General features: G+C 61.2%; 9 protein-coding genes. 8 read left to right on the forward strand and 1 reads right to left on the reverse strand.

Annotated elements, in window-relative coordinates; genetic code table 11:
* The first annotated feature begins 8 nt into the window (after positions 1-8).
* Both K6118_RS16435 and K6118_RS16440 read left to right on the forward strand, forming a co-directional pair.
* Entirely contained in the window at positions 9-2,291 is a 2,283-nt protein-coding gene (locus K6118_RS16435) for a TonB-dependent receptor (protein ID WP_247121578.1), read from the forward strand.
* Between the two features lie 171 nt (positions 2,292-2,462).
* A complete protein-coding gene (locus K6118_RS16440; RefSeq protein ID WP_247121579.1) occupies positions 2,463-4,496 on the forward strand; it encodes a hypothetical protein in 2,034 nt (677 codons plus the stop codon).
* A 116-nt stretch (positions 4,497-4,612) separates the two neighbouring features.
* On the opposite strand, the gene K6118_RS16445 is transcribed toward K6118_RS16440, so the two are convergent.
* Positions 4,613-5,269 carry a GntR family transcriptional regulator gene (locus tag K6118_RS16445; protein ID WP_247121580.1) on the reverse strand — a complete coding sequence of 219 codons (657 nt, stop codon included), beginning with the start codon at positions 5,267-5,269 and terminating at the stop codon, positions 4,613-4,615.
* 425 nt (positions 5,270-5,694) lie between these two features.
* On the opposite strand from K6118_RS16445, the gene K6118_RS16450 reads away from it, so the two are divergent.
* The 6 genes from K6118_RS16450 to K6118_RS16475 all read left to right on the forward strand — a co-directional run bounded on the left by K6118_RS16450 (position 5,695) and on the right by K6118_RS16475 (position 16,620).
* Positions 5,695-6,324: a pentapeptide repeat-containing protein gene (locus K6118_RS16450; protein ID WP_247121581.1), complete on the forward strand. Its 630-nt coding sequence runs from the start codon at positions 5,695-5,697 to the stop codon at positions 6,322-6,324.
* A 276-nt stretch (positions 6,325-6,600) separates the two neighbouring features.
* Positions 6,601-8,160 (forward strand): sodium/sugar symporter, encoded by a 1,560-nt coding sequence (locus tag K6118_RS16455; protein WP_247121582.1) that lies wholly within the window; start codon positions 6,601-6,603, stop codon positions 8,158-8,160.
* 75 nt (positions 8,161-8,235) lie between these two features.
* Positions 8,236-9,258, forward strand: coding sequence for a LacI family DNA-binding transcriptional regulator (locus tag K6118_RS16460; RefSeq protein WP_247121583.1), 1,023 nt, complete (start codon positions 8,236-8,238; stop codon positions 9,256-9,258).
* 177 nt (positions 9,259-9,435) lie between these two features.
* The gene (locus K6118_RS16465) at positions 9,436-10,563 is read left to right on the forward strand and encodes an efflux RND transporter periplasmic adaptor subunit (protein WP_247121584.1); all 1,128 of its coding nucleotides are present in this window, start codon (positions 9,436-9,438) and stop codon (positions 10,561-10,563) included.
* 13 nt (positions 10,564-10,576) lie between these two features.
* Positions 10,577-13,636, forward strand: a complete 3,060-nt coding sequence (locus K6118_RS16470; protein ID WP_247121585.1) for an efflux RND transporter permease subunit — start codon at positions 10,577-10,579, stop codon at positions 13,634-13,636.
* A gap of 167 nt (positions 13,637-13,803) precedes the next feature.
* The gene (locus tag K6118_RS16475; RefSeq protein ID WP_247121586.1) at positions 13,804-16,620 is read left to right on the forward strand and encodes a phosphoenolpyruvate carboxylase; all 2,817 of its coding nucleotides are present in this window, start codon (positions 13,804-13,806) and stop codon (positions 16,618-16,620) included.
* The last annotated feature ends 5 nt before the right edge of the window (positions 16,621-16,625 follow it).

Here is a 16,625-nt window from a genome sequence, read left to right on the forward strand (position 1 = left end):
CCATGAACATGCGTATTATGAATAAAACTATGATTTCCACTGTGGCGATGGCGACGGCGCTGTCGTTCGCATCGACGGGCGCCTATGCGCAGGACCAGCAAAAAGCGGCTGGCGCCAAGGCGAAAAAAGACGACAAGGCGGTTGAAGAAATCGTCGTGCTCGGTACCCCGGGCGGTGCCGGTGTCAAGAAAATGGACGCCAGCTTCGCTATCACCACCATGAACCAGGACCAGGTTGACCAGGCCGGGCCGAAGAGCACCGCTGAAGTGCTGACGCTGGTGCCGGGTGTCTGGACCGAAAGCTCGGGCGGTGTCGCAGGCGCCAACATCGATGTCCGCGGCCTGCCGGGTGGCGGCGATGCGCCGTTCGTGACCATGGCGATCAACGGTGCCCCGATTTACGGCACTGAGATGCTGTCCTTCATGGAGCAAAGCTCGCTCTTCCGCGTGGATGAAACCATCCGCACGACCGAAGCGCTGCGCGGCGGCCCGAACGCTGTCTTCTCGAACGGCGAGCCGGGCGTCACCATGAACTTCAACCTCAAGAAGGGTGGCGACAATACCGAAGGCCGGGTGAAATATACCGCGTCGGATTATGGCTCGAACCGGGTTGATGCCGTGCTGTCGGGCCCGCTCGGCAATGGCCTCTATTACATGGTTGGCGGCTATGTCCGCTCCTCGCCCGGTATCCGCGACGCCCAGTTCAATTCCGAAAAGGGCCACCAGATCACCGCTGAGCTGACCAAGGAATTCGACAATGGCGAAGTGAACGTGTTCAGCCGCGTCACCGATGACCATGGCCAGTGGTACCTGCCGCAGGCTCTGAACTCCGGCAACGACCTCGGCACCTTCTCGCAGCTTGGCAACGCCACGCGCTTCGCGACGCTTCAGGTGAACGCCAACGGCGATATGAAGACCTATGATTTCGCCAACGGCCGCGGCTGGAAAGGCAGCGTTTCGGGCCTCAATGCCAACTTTGACCTCGGCGACGGCTGGAGCGTGAAGGACAATATGTCCTACACCAAGGGTGATGCCGACACATACGGTTTCGTGCCCGATGGCGGCGCCATTCAGGTCAAGGACCTGGCGGCTGGTACGGCAACGACCACCGGCGGCGACGTTCTTGGCGGCAATGAGTGGATCCAGAACTATGGCCACTGGGTTGTGCAGAAGCAGATCGAAAGCTTCACCAACGACCTCAGCATCGCGAAGACCGTGGGCGACCACGACTTCACTTTCGGTTTCTATAAGGCCAGCTGGTCGTCGGACGATTTCTGGAGCCTCGGCAACTTTGCCCCGGTTCATAACGTCCAGAATGGTGACTCGCTTGACGGTACCAGCTGTCAGGACCTGCAGGCTGCGGGCTCCGGCTCGGGCTGCTGGGCATACGGCATCCAGTCCGCCGGTGAAGCCAAGGCCAACGCCATCTACGGTGCAGACAGCTGGCAGATCAATGACCGGTTGCGTTTCGATATCGGCCTGCGCCAGCAGTGGCTCGCGCTTGATTATGTGCTCGACAGCGGTCCCGGTTACCCGGACGGCACGCGTGACCTGGACACGCACCTGACGACCAACGCCTTCTCCTACACCGGCGCCCTGAACTATGACGTCAGTGAAGACCTGGGCGTGTTCGTGCGTTATTCCAAAGGCTCGCGCTTCCCGAACTTCGACGATATCCGCAACGGTGGTGGCACCGCAGCGATCTTCGGTATCAAGCAGCTCGAAGGCGGCATCAAATATTCGTCGGACAATGTCGGCCTGTTCGCCACTGTCTTCTACAACAAGAACGACAGCTTCTCCGGCGTGGTCGGCAGCACCATCCCGAACGAAGCCTTCAAGACCCGCGCTCTCGGCGTCGAGCTTGACGGTCACGTGACCTACGGTGCCTTCAACCTGGCCTTTATCGGCACGCTGCAGGACGCCAAGATCACCGCTTCCTCGACCGCGGCCAACATCGACAACCAGGTACTGCGTCAGCCGAAATGGCAGTTCCGCCTTGCGCCGAGCTATGACATTCCGGTCGGCAGTGCTACGGCGACCATCTACGGTGCCGCCCAGTTCGTTGGCGACCGTTGGGGCGATAACGCCAACACCAACAAGCTCTCGGGCTACACCAAGATCGACATGGGCGTGAAAGTGACCATGGAATCCGGCCTGTTCTTCCATGTCCATGCGGACAACCTGAACAACAGCCACGGCCTGACCGAAGCCGATCCGCGTTCCGCGGCATCGCCGAACGGCCGCGCGATCCTGGGTCGCTCGATCAACTTCAGTGTCGGGTACGATTTCTAAGCACATCGTACCAGCGCTCGCGGCATCCTCATGGGGGTGCCGCCGCATTCTGTATTTCCCGAATTATGGGGCCTGGGCGCTGTTCTTCCTTCTTGAAAGGGGTGCAGCGCTCTTTTTTATTCTCAGGCACCCGGTCACGCGGGTGGGGCACGAAACGGATGAGGTGAGACTATGCGGCGCGCTTTAGCTGGACTGGCTTTCTCCCTGGTCGCCGCAGCGGCGCTGACGGTGCCGGTTGAGGCGCAGGTACAGGCACCGCTCCGTTTCGATATCCACGAAGGCAACGGCGATAACGCCTTCTTCTCATCGGGGCCGGTGGCGGCGCACCTGATGCTGACCTCGGGGGATCATCCCCGGCTCATCGTCGCCTTCCCGGCGGGCAACAGCGGCGCCGGGGTGTTTTTTGAAGGCACAGCTAAAGAGGTCGTCTGGCGCAGGACAGCGCCGATCAAAGCGGCGGGGCGGACCTTGGCCAATGGGGTTGCGCTTCATGGCATTCGGGCTCAACTCAGCGCCGATACATCCCGCCTGGTCATAAACCGCGCCGATGTCGGCAGCCTGCGCTTCATCCGCGAGGCGGTGGATATGACGACCGTGGCGGTCCGGCCGGACGTTAAACCGACCGTCAAGGGGGGTGCGGTTTCCTGGGTGCGGGAACGTGCCGATCAACGCAGCCGCTATGTGCTGACACTTAAAGTTCTGAACGGCACCGCGCAGGTTGGGGCGGATGGCCGTGTGACGCTGGTAGCCAACGGTGGCGCGCCGCTCAAAATCACGCTCACCGCGCTCACGGGCGACACACCGCTCGATGCGATAAGGCGCGACAGGCTGCTGAAAGCCGGGGCGGCGGATATGCCGCGGCTTGAGAATGTGCTTGGCTTCCTCGCTTACCGGCAGAAGCTGCTCGCTGGGTCCTGGCGCTTCCTGACCTATTTCGGGCGGGACACGCTCCTCACCGTCAAGCTTCTGATGCCGGTTCTCGGCCGGGAGGCGGTGGAGGCGGGGCTTGGCTCGGTGATTGAGCGGGTGAACGCGCAGGGCGAGGTCGCGCATGAAGAAGCCATCGGTGAACTGGCGGTTCTCCATAACCTGAAGACCACGGGCAAGCCCGATGTCACGCCTTATTACGACTATGCCATGGTCGACGATAACCTGATGCTGCTGCCGGTGCTGGCGGCTTATCTCGATACCCTCACGCCTGCGGACGCGCGCACTTTCCTGCAGCAGGAAACCTCGTCCGGGCAGCGCTACGCCAGCATTGTCGCGCGCAATGCCGCCTTTGTGCTGGCGTCCGCGAAACCGTTCGCCGAGGTGCCGGTGACGGCGAACCTCATTGCCCTCAAGCCCGGGCAGGTGCACGGGGACTGGCGCGACAGCGAAGAAGGCCTGGGCCATGGCCGCTACCCCTATGATGTCAATACCGTCTTGATGCCCGCGGCCCTGAAGGCGATTGCCGATATGCGCACGCGCGGCTTCCTGGGCGGTCCTGCGGGGGAGGCGATGACGCTTGCTTCCGTCTGGCAGCGGGAAGCGGTCAAGCCCTTCGGTGTGACTGTGCCGTCCGACAAGGCGGCGGCGGACGTGAAGGCCTATGCCTCGGCGGAGGGTGTTCCGGCCCAGACGGCACTTGAAAGCATCAAGGACGCGGATGTGCATTTCCAGGCGCTGTCGCTGGATGCCGACGGCAAGCCGATTCCGGTTGAACAATCCGATGACGGCTTCGGCCTGTTGTTCGGCGATCCCGCCCCGGCGGTGCTTAACCGCGCGCTGGAGACCATCGAGCGGCCGTTCCCGGCAGGGCTGATGACCCCGGTGGGGCTGTTCGTCGCCAACCCGGTTTATGCCGATAAGGCGACCCAGAAGCTGTTCACGCCCGGCAATTACCACGGCACGGTCGTCTGGTCCTGGCAGCAGGCCATGTGGGTGGCGGGGATCAGGCGCCAGCTGAAGCGCAAGGATTTGGACGCGCCGATGAAAGCGCGGCTCGCCCACGCCGAATGCCGCCTGTGGCGCGCGATCGACGCCACCAAGGATTACCGGAACAGCGAGCTATGGTCCTGGGGCTATAAGGACGGCCATTACAAGGTGGAACCCTTCGGCCAGCGCGCGGGCGATATTACCGAATCGAACGCCGCCCAGCTGTGGAGCACGGTGTTTCTGGGCCTGCGGCCACCTGAGATGATGTCAGACACATGTGCTGAGTGAGACGTTTTGGGTTTCCCCGGCGTCACGCTGGGGCAGTTACGAGTACCCAAAGCAGGGCGCCGCATCCGACCAGCGGCGCCCTTTCTTTATGCGCGCCGGCCCCGGGAAAGACGCGCTCAGTCGTTTTCCTTGAGGTGGTCCAGAAGGTCATCCTTGGCGTCGGCGATATGGTCCCGGAGGAGCTTCAGGGCCGCGTCCCGGCTTTTCTGTTCGCACAGGTCGATGAGCGCGCTGTGCTCCTCATTGGCGCGCAGGCGGTTTTCTTCCGAAAGCGACAGCTGGATGCGGACATAGCGGTCGACATTGCCGTGGATCTTCTTGACGAGGTCGAGCGTGTTCGGCCGGTTCGCCGGGCTATATAGCTCGGCATGGAACTGCCAGTTATGGTCGCTCCATTTCGCCGGGCTCGCGGCATCCATGCGTTCGACCGCACGGCGGGCACGGGTGAAGGTGTCTTCGGTCATATTGTCGAGCGCGCGGCCGAGCAACTCGCATTCCAGCGTGGCGCGGATATCGAAAAATTCGTCGATCTCGGCCAGCGTCAGGCGCGAGACCACGGTGCCCTTATAGGGCACGTTGACGACAAGGCCTTCGGCTTCGAGCTGCTGGAAGGCTTCGCGCACCGGAATCCGGCTGACGCCAAGCTTTTTCGCGACCTCTTCCTGGCGCAGCTGTTCGCCCAGGTCGTAACTGCCGCTCAGGATCATATCCCTCAGCGCATCCGCAACCTGGACCGCCAGCGATTTACGCTCAACAAGTGGGGCTTTCGCCATCAGAAAACCTCGTTTATAAGGGGGCGCCGGCCTCCCGTTTGTGGCCATCCAGGCCGGCCACCGAAAAGTCCAAAATAAATTTACGTCATGCTTGCGTGCCAGTGTGGCCTATTTTTATACAATATCCAATATCATCGTTGAGGCATATAGGGGCTTTTGCGCATATATGTCCGAAATATTGTGGAAAAACAACTTATTGGAAAGGGTGTTTCGGGGGTGGCCCGCATCAGGAATGCCAGCGTATCCCTGGTGTATCCTGGGCTGAAGGCATACAGGGCGGCCAAAATGATCCGCTAAAGTTGTTAAAATTTTAGGCAATCCTTTACCGATTGCTCACGGCCCGCCGTTAAGCTGGTTTTTGCGGATACGCACAAGGGCCTTTCGGGCCGGAATTCAACCTATCGCTTATCGGACCGGGGACGACAATGGACCTGAAAACGCTGACCAATATGTTTCCCCTTCATACCCTGATCATGGGGGAGCAGTTCGCGCAGGAAAGCATTACAGCCCTCAAGGTCAGAAGCGTTATCCGTTGGTCCGAAACCCTGTTCGTCAATTGCGACTTCTCTGAAGCGCAGCTGCATATGCTGTTGATGAACGACGTCATCTTTTTCGATTGCGATTTCTCCGGCGCCAACTTCACTGCCTGCGATATCGACGGTTGCGAATTCATCAGCTGCAACCTCACATGCAGCAATTTCGAAGGCGCCAGCGTGCGGGACACCAGCTTTACCGATTGTGTGATCGGCGGCATCGCCGGGCCGATGGATATGTCCAGCTGCATCTTCACCAATGTGCGCTATTCGCGCCATATCCCGATCACGTCGCGCGCACCTTATTATGTGGTCAGCACCGAAAGCAGTCCGCTTTATATTTTCCGGACAGGCGATGAGTGGCGCATCCACAGCCAGGGCACGCGGTTGATCGTTCCCGGCATCAGCCTCAAGGAAACCTCCGAGCCCTACCGCAGTATCATCCTCGGCCTGTTGCAGCAGGAACTGAGTGCGCGCCGCCCCGACCTCTCCCGCGAAGACCTCGTGGCCGCCGAAAGCTGACCTGCCTGACGCGGTTTCTGTGGCCTGCCCCAAGGCTGTTTTCTCCACCCCCGTATATTTTTGGCTGAAACCCGCGGAATTCTGCCGTGAATGTTGACAGCGCTGTCACGCTGCGGCTATCGTGGCGGCTCAATCTGGCGGGTGGTCCAACAGGGAAGGGCGGACCTCCACAATAGCCATTTCCTGCAACAGAGGTCGAAAAGACCCGGGAGGGAGATGGTGCCCGGTACCAGAGGGTGGAACTTTTGCGCGTGAAGGCGCGGGGGAAGGGGAACTATGTTCAGCACTATCGATTATGTCGTGGTGGGCGTTTATGCCGTCACGCTGTTTTTACTGGCGCAGTGGGTTAGCCGCGAACGCGCAGGCCACCACAAAGACGCTTCTGATTATTTTCTTGCGGGCAAAGCGCTGCCCTGGTGGGCCATCGGCGCGTCGCTGATTGCCTCCAATATTTCGGCCGAGCAAATCATCGGCATGTCCGGCTCCGGCTATGTGATCGGGCTTGGCATCGCCTCCTATGAATGGATGGCGGCGCTGACGCTGATCCTTGTTGGTAAATATCTGCTGCCGATCTTCCTCAAGCGCAACATCTACACCATGCCCCAGTTCCTGGAGCAACGGTACGACCACCGCGTACGTATGGTGATGGCCTTCTTCTGGCTCGGCGTTTATGTGTTCGTGAACCTGACCTCGATCCTGTGGCTCGGGGCGCTTGCCATTCAGGCAGTGACCGGGTTCGACCTTGTTTACGGCCTTCTCGCGCTGGCCATCTTTGCGGCCGGCTATTCGCTTTATGGCGGGCTGAAGGCTGTGGCCTTCACCGATATCGTTCAGGTGGTTCTGCTCTGCTTCGGCGGGTTCGCCATCGCCTATGTGATTTTGCAGGATGTCTCCGGCCACACGGGTGTGTGGAAAGGCTTCTCCATGCTGATGGAGAAGGCGCCGGAGAAATTCGACATGATCCTGTCGCCTGATAATCCCAACTATAAGGACCTGCCGGGCATTTCGGTGCTGGTGGGCGGCATGTGGATTATGAACCTGTCCTACTGGGGCTTTAACCAATATATCATCCAGCGCGCGCTCGGCGCCCGCGATATCGGCGAAGCCCAGAAGGGCATCGTGTTCGCGGCCTTCCTGAAGCTGGTGATGCCGATCATCGTCGTGCTGCCGGGGATCGCCATGTTCGTGATGAACTCGCACCTCTCCTCGCCGGATGAGGCCTACCCGACCGCGATGAAAATGCTGCCCGCGGGCCTGATGGGATTGGTGTTCGCAGCGCTCATTGCCGCGATCGTGTCCTCGCTCGGGTCGATGACCAACAGTATCTCCACCATCTTCACCATGGATATCTATCCCTCCTTCGTGAAGGCGGACAAACGCAGGGACCCGGTTGTCGTCGGCCGTATCGTCGCCGTGCTTGCCATGGTCATCGCGCTTGTGACCGCGAAGCCGCTTCTGGGCAACTTCGACCAGGCGTTCCAGTATATTCAGGAATTCACCGGCTTCTTCACACCGGGCATCTGCGTCATCTTCTTCATGGGGATGTTCTGGAAGAAAACCACGGCCTCCGGGGCGCTGGCGGCGGCGATCGGGTCGGCCGTCCTGTCCTTCGTCTTCAAGATGGCGTGGCCGGGGCTTGCCTTCATTGACAGGGTCGGTCTCGTGTTCCTGCTCTGTGTGGCCCTCGCGGTTGTTATCTCACTTGTTGAGGGTGGCAAGGAACAGCGTGGCGCGGTTGACCTTGAGGACATCAGTTTCAAGACCAGCGGCGGTTTCAACCTTGCCGCAACGGTGGTTGTGCTGATTTTGGCTGCCCTTTACGCCACTTGGTGGTAACGAAGGGATGAAACACGGCGCGCGGGGACTATGTGTACCGTAGACCCCGCGCGTTAAAGGAACGGAAGACCGAGTATGAAGCCAGTCACCATTGACGATGTCGCCAAAAAGGCCGGAGTGTCGATCAAGACAGTCTCACGCGTGGTGAACCGCGAGCCCAATGTGCGCGCCGCGACCAAGGAAAAGGTCGAGGAAGCGATCAAGGAACTGGGTTACCGCCCGAACCCGTCGGCGCGCGGCCTTGCGGGGCGGCGTTCCTATATCGTCGGGCTGCTGTATGACAACCCCAGCCCCCAGTATCTGGCCCACCTGCACGCCGGGGTAATGGAAGCCTGTCTGCCGCGCCATTATGGCCTGGCGCTCAGTCATTTCATCAGCACGGCCCCGGATCTGGCCGACAATGTCCGCGGCTGGCTCCGGCAGGCGCAGATCGACGGTGTCGTGCTCACGCCGCCGCTTTCCGACCATGCCGGGCTTCTGGAGACGATCAAGGCCATGGGCGTGCCCTCGGTTGTCGTCTCCTCCAAGGGGCCGGGGGATATCCCTTCGGTCGTGATCGATGAGGAAGCCGCAGCTTATCAGATGACCAAGCATCTCATTGATGTCGGCCATAAGGACATCGCCTTCATCATCGGCCACCCGGACCACTATGCCAGCGCCCTTCGCCTTGCCGGTTTCCGCCGGGCGATGAAGGATGCCGGGCTCAGTGTGCCGGACGGTTGGGTGCGCCAGGGCTATTTCGATTTTGCCTCCGGCCGTGAAGCTGCACAGGTGCTGTTGAGCGGCAGCAAGCGCCCGAGCGCCATTTTCGCCAGTAACGACGATATGGCCGCGGGCGTCCTTTATGAAGCGCATGCGCGCAAGCTGCTGGTCCCGGACGACATTGCCATCGCGGGCTTCGATGATACGCCGCTGTCGCGCCAGGTTTGGCCGGGGCTCACCACCGTGCGCCAGCCGATCCGTTCGATCGGCGAGACGGCGGGCCAGATCGTGCTGGACGCCATCGCGGCGGGCGGCCTCGCCGCGGCCGACGCGCCGGTCACCATGGCCTTCGAACTGAAGTTCCGCGGCTCTACCGGTGAAGGCGCCGACCTTTAAGTCTTCCTCATAAGCCATTTGCCGCCAAGGGCTTCTGTCCTTGGCGCGCTTCCATGCCCGGTGTATGCTCCCCTCAGGGGACGCTCCGGCGGATATGTTTCGCCGGGGTTCTGATGAACAACCAGGGCTTTCCTTATGCTTTTCTCTCGGATCACTCGGACCGTTAGGGCTGGCTTTGTGCCCGCTCTTTGCCTCGCTTTGGGCCTTGCTTTGGCTGCCTGCGGCAACAAGGATGACCACAAGACTGACGCCCCGCCACCCGTGCGCGGGCTCAAGGTTTTTGAGGTCACCAGCACTGCCGCCAGCATGACCCGGCGCTACCCCAGCGTGATCCAGCCGGCGGATGAAAGCCGCCTCAGCTTCGAAATCGCCGGGCAACTCAGTGAAGTAACGCTCGATGTCGGCAAGCGGGTGAAGGCGGGGGATGTGCTCCTGCGGCTTGACCCGACGACGCTGAAGTTTGAGGTCCAGCAGGCCAAGTCGGCCTATGAGCAGGCCGAAGCCGCGCTCAAGAACGCCACCACAGATTTCAGCCGCAAGAAACAGCTTCTGGCGTCCGGTAACGCAACCCAGGCCGCCTATGATGCGGCGGAGACCAGTCTTTCGAGCGCGGCGGCGCAGGCCGACCAGGCGCACCAGCAATATTCCATCGCCATCGAACGGCTGAACAAGTCGGTCCTCAAGGCGCCGTTTGACGGCGTGATCGCCGGTGTGGAGGCCAAATCATACGCCACAGTTGCGCCCGGCCAGGCGGTGCTGACGCTCTATAGCCAGAATGCGTTTGAGGTGGATTTCTCGGTGCCTGCCACCATCATCAATGCCATCCATATTGGCGATGAGGCCCAGGTCGTCGTGACCGACCTGCCGAATGTCAGCCTCAAGGGCAAGATCACCGAGCTGGGCTCGCGCGCGGGGCAGGTCTCCGCCTTCCCGGCGGTGGTCGTGCTCGAGGAAGGCCATCCGGGGCTGAAGGCCGGGATGGCGGCGGAGGTCGCGCTCAAGATCGGGCTCCTCAAGGGCGCAAAGGGCTTTCTGGTGCCGATCCGCTGTTTCGCGCTCGAACAGTCGCAAACCCTGCAGGAAGGCAAGTCGCTTCGGGAAACCCACGGCGGCAAGGCTGGGGTTTATGTGTTCGACCCCGTCACCTCCACCGTGCATGCACGGACGGTGATGACCGCGGGCGTGCGCGGCAACATGATGATCGTGACCGACGGCCTCCAGGAAGGTGATATGATCGCCTCGGCGGGCGTTTCCTACCTGCATGACGGCCAGAAGGTCCGGCGCCTGCCGGACAGCCGGCCCTAAGCGGGGACGGACGATGAGCTTCCTCACCCGGCTTGGCCTGACCCGCAGCCACTTTACCTTCTTCCTGATGCTGGCGCTGATCCTGTCGGGCGGGCTGCTCTATAAGGATTTCGCCAAGCGCGAATCGCCTGAGGTGACGATCCGCAAGGCGATCGTGACAACCTACGCGCCCGGCATGTCGCCCGAACGCGTGCAGGCGCTGATCGCCGAAAAGGTCGAACGCAAGATCCGCGAAATCCCGGAGGTCGATGAGATCAAGACGCTGCTGACCACCGGGCGGATGCGCACCACGGTGGAGCTGAAGGACAGCGTCACGAACCTGGACCCGGTGTGGCAGGACCTGCGTGACAAGATGAAGGATATCGCGCGCGAGCTGCCGGAAGGGGCGAAAGGCCCGTACGTCAATACCGACTTCGGTGAGGTCTCCATCGCCTCGATCGCCATGACCGCCGAGGGCTTCGATTACCGCGAGATGGAAAAGGCCGCCAAGGACCTGCAGCGCACGCTCTATACCGTGCCGGGGGTTGCGAAGGCCGAGCTGTTCGGCGTGCAGGATGAGCGCATCTGGCTCGAGCTGGATGCCCGGCGTTTCGCGGCGGTTGGTGGCCAGCTTAACAAGCTGATCCAGGATTTGCAGAACCAGAATGTGGTGCTGCCCGCGGGTGAGATTGACGCCGAAGGCTCCTCGATCCTCCTGGAAGCCAGCGGTGATTTCAAAACCATCGATGACATCAGGAACATGCTGACCAAGCCTGACGGCAGCAATGATTTCGTGCGCCTGAAGGACATGCTGAAGGTGCGCCGGGGCTTCGTCTCGCCACCCGAAAGCCCGGTTTATTATAACGGCCGCCCGGCGCTGGTCGTCAGCGTACAGATGCTGCCGGGCTATGACATCGGCCAGGTGGGTGAACATCTGAAGACTGCCGTGAAGGCGTTCGAGAACCAGTTGCCGATTGGCTATGAGCTCAATTTCGCCACCTTCCAGCCGGATGAGGTGGCGCGCACCATCTCAGGCGCTTTTTCGAACGTCGGGCAGACGTTCGTGGTCGTGCTTCTGGTGGTACTTTTGTTCCTCGGCTTCCGCTCGGGGCTCGTCATCGCCTCGATCGTGCCGTTCGCCATCATGTTCGCGCTTATCGGCATGAAGATACTGGATATCGCGCTTGAGCAGGTGTCGATCGCCGCGGTCATCATCTCGCTCGGGCTTCTGGTCGATAATGGCGTCGTGATCATCGAAGACATCCTCCGGCGCATCGATGAGGGGGAGACGAGGCGGGAGGCCGCGCTCGCCGCGGGCACCCAGTTCGCGGTGCCGCTTCTGGTCTCATCGCTCACCACCATTTTCGCCTTCACGCCCTTCTTCCTGCTCGATGGGCCTGAGGGGGAGTATGCCTTCTCACTCGGGGCCGTGGTTACGCTCACGCTCGTCGGCTCCTGGATCACGGCGATGTATTTCCTGCCGCTGATCGCCGCCAAGTCGCTCAAGCGCCGGGTCGCGCCCGCGGAGGGCGTGCACAAGACGGCGGAAGCCATCCCCGGCTATGCCCGTGCCTATGAACGCGTGCTCCGCCCCGCGCTCCGGATGTCCGGGCTTGTGGTTGTCGGCACCTATGCGCTGGTGGTGCTGACCGGCCAGCTGTTCCAGGACGTGCCCAAGCAGATGTTCCCGGCCTCCGCCCGCAACGAAGTGCTGATCTATATGGATATGCCGAGAAGCGCGCATATCACCGCCACGCGGGATACCGCGCTCGCGGTCGGGCGCTGGATCGGCGACAAGTCCGTGAACCCTGAGGTGGTGAACCGCATCGCCTACGTGGGCTCCGGCGGACCGCGCTTCTATCTGAGCCTGTCGCCTGAGGCGCCGACGCCCTCAAGCGCCTTCATTCTGGTAAATGCCAAAAGCCCGGCGGATGCCGTCCGCTTCGCCGCGCGCGCCAAGCGCTATTTCTATGAAAATGTGCCGGAGGCGCGCTTCAAGGTGAAACGGCTTTCGATGGGTGCGCATGAAAGCGGTCAGGTGAAGATCGAAATTTCCGGCTCGGACATGGAGAAGCTGCTCCTGCTCGGCCGCAAGGTGGAAGCCATCTTCGCCGATGCGCCGGGGATCGAGGAAGATGAAAGCGATTGGGGTGAGAAGGTCGTCAAATTCGTCATCGACGTCGACCAGGACAAGGCGCGCCGCCTGGGCGTGACCTCGCAAAGCCTGTCCCAAACGCTGAATGCCTATTTTGACGGCTATAAGGTCTCCGACTTCCGCGACAGCGACCAGACCGTACCGATCGTCCTCCGCGCCGCCAAGCGCGACCGCGACAGTATCGAGGACCTCCTCAATATCATCCTGCCCGCGGGCGGCAATATCATGGCGCTTGAACAGACGGCGAGCCTCAGGCCGACGCTCGAATTCTCACGGGCCTGGCGCCTCAACCAGGTGCTGACCGTCACCGTCACCGCGAAAAGCGACAGCATGACCGCGCGCAAGCTGTATGCCTTCGCGAAGCCGAAGCTGGATGCGCTCAAGCTCGGGGACGGTTACACCATGGCGGTGGCCGGGGAGTTGAAGGATTCGAAGAAGATATACGGCAAGCTTGCCGCCGGGCTGCCGTTCGCCTTCCTCCTGATGGTGATGGCGGTCATGTACCAGTTCAACAGCTTCCGCCGCATGATCATTGTGTTCATGAGCGTGCCGCTGATCATCATCGGGGTACCGTTCGGGCTGATGATGACGGGGGAGCCCATGTCCTTCTTCGCCACGCTTGGGCTTATCAGCCTCGCCGGTATCATTATCAACAACGCCATCGTGCTTGTTGATCAGATCGACATCGACGCCGAGACCATGGCGCTTGAGGACGCGATCGTCGCCGCCTGTGGCAAGCGCCTCAGGCCCATCCTCCTCACGTCCATTACCACGGTGATCGGCCTGTGGCCGCTTTACCTGTTCGGCGGGCCTTTGTGGGAACCGCTGGCGGTGGTGATGATGTTCGGGCTTTCGGTCGCGTCCGTGCTGACGCTTTTCTTCGTGCCCGCGGCCTACCGGCTGTTCTTCCGGCAGAAAGCACAGCCCCAAAAGGCCTGACCGCCGCAACAGCAGGCCGGCCCCATTTGCCCTAAGCGGTTGGCGGGTAATAAAGTTCGCTAAAATGTCTGAAATTTGACATTTTATTATGTGACTTTCAGGCTGCTTCTGTTACAAAGCACGCGAAATGACAGCGCTATCAATCTAAGTATTCGGAGAGAAATGCCATGTTCGACAATGCCGACCAGGGGAAAAGTGAAGCCCGCCGCCAGCATCTTTCGGCGGCCTATGATATTGCAAGCGGTCTGATGGACGGCAGCAAGACCCTGGCTGGTATTGAGAAGGACGTCAAAGCGCTCGGCAAGCCGTGTCTTGAGGGGCGGCTGAAACGTCTGTCCGACCAGTGGCAGAGCCTGAGCGTGGCTGAGAATGAAGGCCGGCTGGCCGCGCTTGTCGTGCGCCTGTCCGAAGGTGCGGACAGGGAGAAGCTGGCTTTTGAAGCTTTTGCCGCCAAGCTGGAAGAGGAGGTCGCGGGCCTCGTCTTCACCGCGCACCCGACCTTTTCCTTCTCCGACGATGCCTGGACCTATGCCCGCGCTTACCTTGGCGCGCTCGCGGACGGTGAAGCAGCGGCCGAAGCCGCCACGGCCCACGTGCAGGTGGATGCCGTGCAGCCGACCCGCTCCCCGACCCTGCATGAGGAGCTGGAATATGCCGGGGTCGCGGTCGGCAACACCCGCCGCGCGATCCGCCGCCTTTACGGCATCATCTTCGATACCGCCGCCGGGCTGTACCCGGATGAGTACCGTGCCCTCCGTCCGCGGCTTGCCACGGTGGCAAGCTGGGTCGGGTTCGACCTTGATGGCCGCACCGATATCGATTGGTCGCTCGGGCTTTTGTTCCGCTACCGCTCGGCCCTTGACGGGCTTGACGAATGTCTGGGCCTTGCGCGCAGTCTGAAGTTCGAAGGCGCGGGTGCGACACGGGAATGGGCGATTGTCCGCGCCGGCTTCGAGGACCTGCGTGACTGTTTCGCCCTTGGGGCCCGCACGCTCGAAGATCACAAGAATTCGCCCACCGGCCTTGGCAAGCTCAACCAGGTTGCGGTTGAAAATGAAACCCGCAAGGAAGAAGCCGCCAAGCGCATCAATGCCGCGTTCGAAACGCTGCTGGGTCAGCCGCTCGGGCACGCGGAATGGCGCGGTGCAGCCATGCTCTATAGCGAATGGCGCGCCATCGGCCTTGGCTTCAGCCATATCCACTTCCGCCTGAATGCCGCCCAGCTGCATAACGCCATCGGCCCAGAAATCCACCTGACCAAGGCCCCGGACCAAAGCGCCATGCGCCGCCACTTCCTGGCTGCGATCAGCGAAAAGCTGGATAGTGTGACGGCCAAGACCATCCATTACGGCACGCTGTCGCGTGAGCAGACGACAGCCAAGCGCGTCTTCATGATGGCCGCGCAATTCAAGAAACATTTCGATTCCGAAACGAAAATCCGGATGCTGGTGGCGGAATCGGATACGCCCTTCACGCTCCTGACCGCGCTTTATTATGCCCGGCTGTTCGGCGTGGAGGATTATGTCGAAATCTCACCGCTGTTTGAAACCGCTGTCGGCCTTGAACGCGGCGACCGGGTGATCGCCGAGCTGCTCGATAACCCGCACTTTCTTGATTATATCAAGAAACAGGGCCGTTTCTGCCTGCAGCTCGGTTTCTCGGACAGTGGCCGCTATATCGGCCAGCCCGCCGCCACGCTCGCCATCGAACGCTTCAAGATCAGGCTGGTCCGGCTTTGGAAAGCCCGTGGGCTTGGTGACGTGCAGCTGCTGTTTTTCGACACCCATGGGGAATCGATCGGCCGCGGCGCTTATCCGTTCGGGCTGAAGAAGCGCTTCCTTTATACCCATTCACCGCGGGTGCGGGAGGCGCTGGCCACACTCGCCCGGCCGGAAAAGCATGAGGTCAGCTTCCAGGGCGGGGAGGGCTTCCTATGGTTCCTGGCTGAAAGCACGGCGTTTGCAACGCTCACCGATTTTCTTGAGGTCCGGTTCGACAGCTATTCGACCGAGGATGACCGTCTCTATGAAGAAAAGGGCTGGTCGCTCGATTTCTTCCTCACGCTCGTCGAATATCAGAACCACCTGACCGACCATAAAGGTTATATCCGGCTGATCGACAGCATTGGCCGCAGCCTTCTGTTCCCCACGGGCTCGCGCTCCATGCGGCGGCAGGGGGCAGGGGCGGTGCATCAGCGGCTGGAACGCATCTCGCAGATACGGGCGATTCCGAACAATGCGGTGCTGCAGCAGCTTGGCTATCTCGCCAACAGTTGCGCCGGGTTCGGCACCGCCATTTCCCGTTCGCCCGACCAGTTCAACGCTATCCATGCGAGTTCCGACCGGTTGCAGATGGTAACGAGCCTTGCGGTCGCGGCGCTCAACCGCTCCGACGTCGGGGTGATTGAGGCTTATTCCAAGCTCCTCACGCCCGGTTACTGGCTGGACCGCGCCGACGCCAGCAGTGGCATGGAACACCGTGCCCAGCTCCGCCGTCTGTCGCGCCTTTTGGAAGGTCTGTTTGAGGCGGATTCGGTCGAGGCCTGTATCCGCAAGCTGCGCCGGGACGCCGGGATGCTGACGGATGCGCTCAGCGAAAACAGCCCGGCTGCGTTCGACAGTGTCGGGGATGACGACCTGGATGCCCTGCACCAGCTCCGCATCGGGTTGATCCAGTATATTTATCTGATGGCGATGGAAATTCCGCGTTTCTCCACCCGTTTCGATTTCTCGCTGGAGGAACTGCTGGTCGAACTGCTGCACCTCGAAGTGCCGGATACGGTCGCCCAGCTCCGCAAAATCTTCCCCGAAGCCCCGCTTGAGAAGGATGATGAGGTCTACGGTGAGGAAACCACCTATGAAGGCGGCTCCACCGCGGGCTATGAGGAAGTGCACCGCAATATCCTCGACAAGCTCGATCAGGCCTACAGGCTTGTCCTTAACATCAGCGGGCTCATCGCCTTGAAGGCGGGGGCCTTTGGCTAGGCCTC

The organism is Kordiimonas marina, assembly GCF_023006325.1.
GTDB lineage: Bacteria > Pseudomonadota > Alphaproteobacteria > Sphingomonadales > Kordiimonadaceae > Kordiimonas > Kordiimonas marina.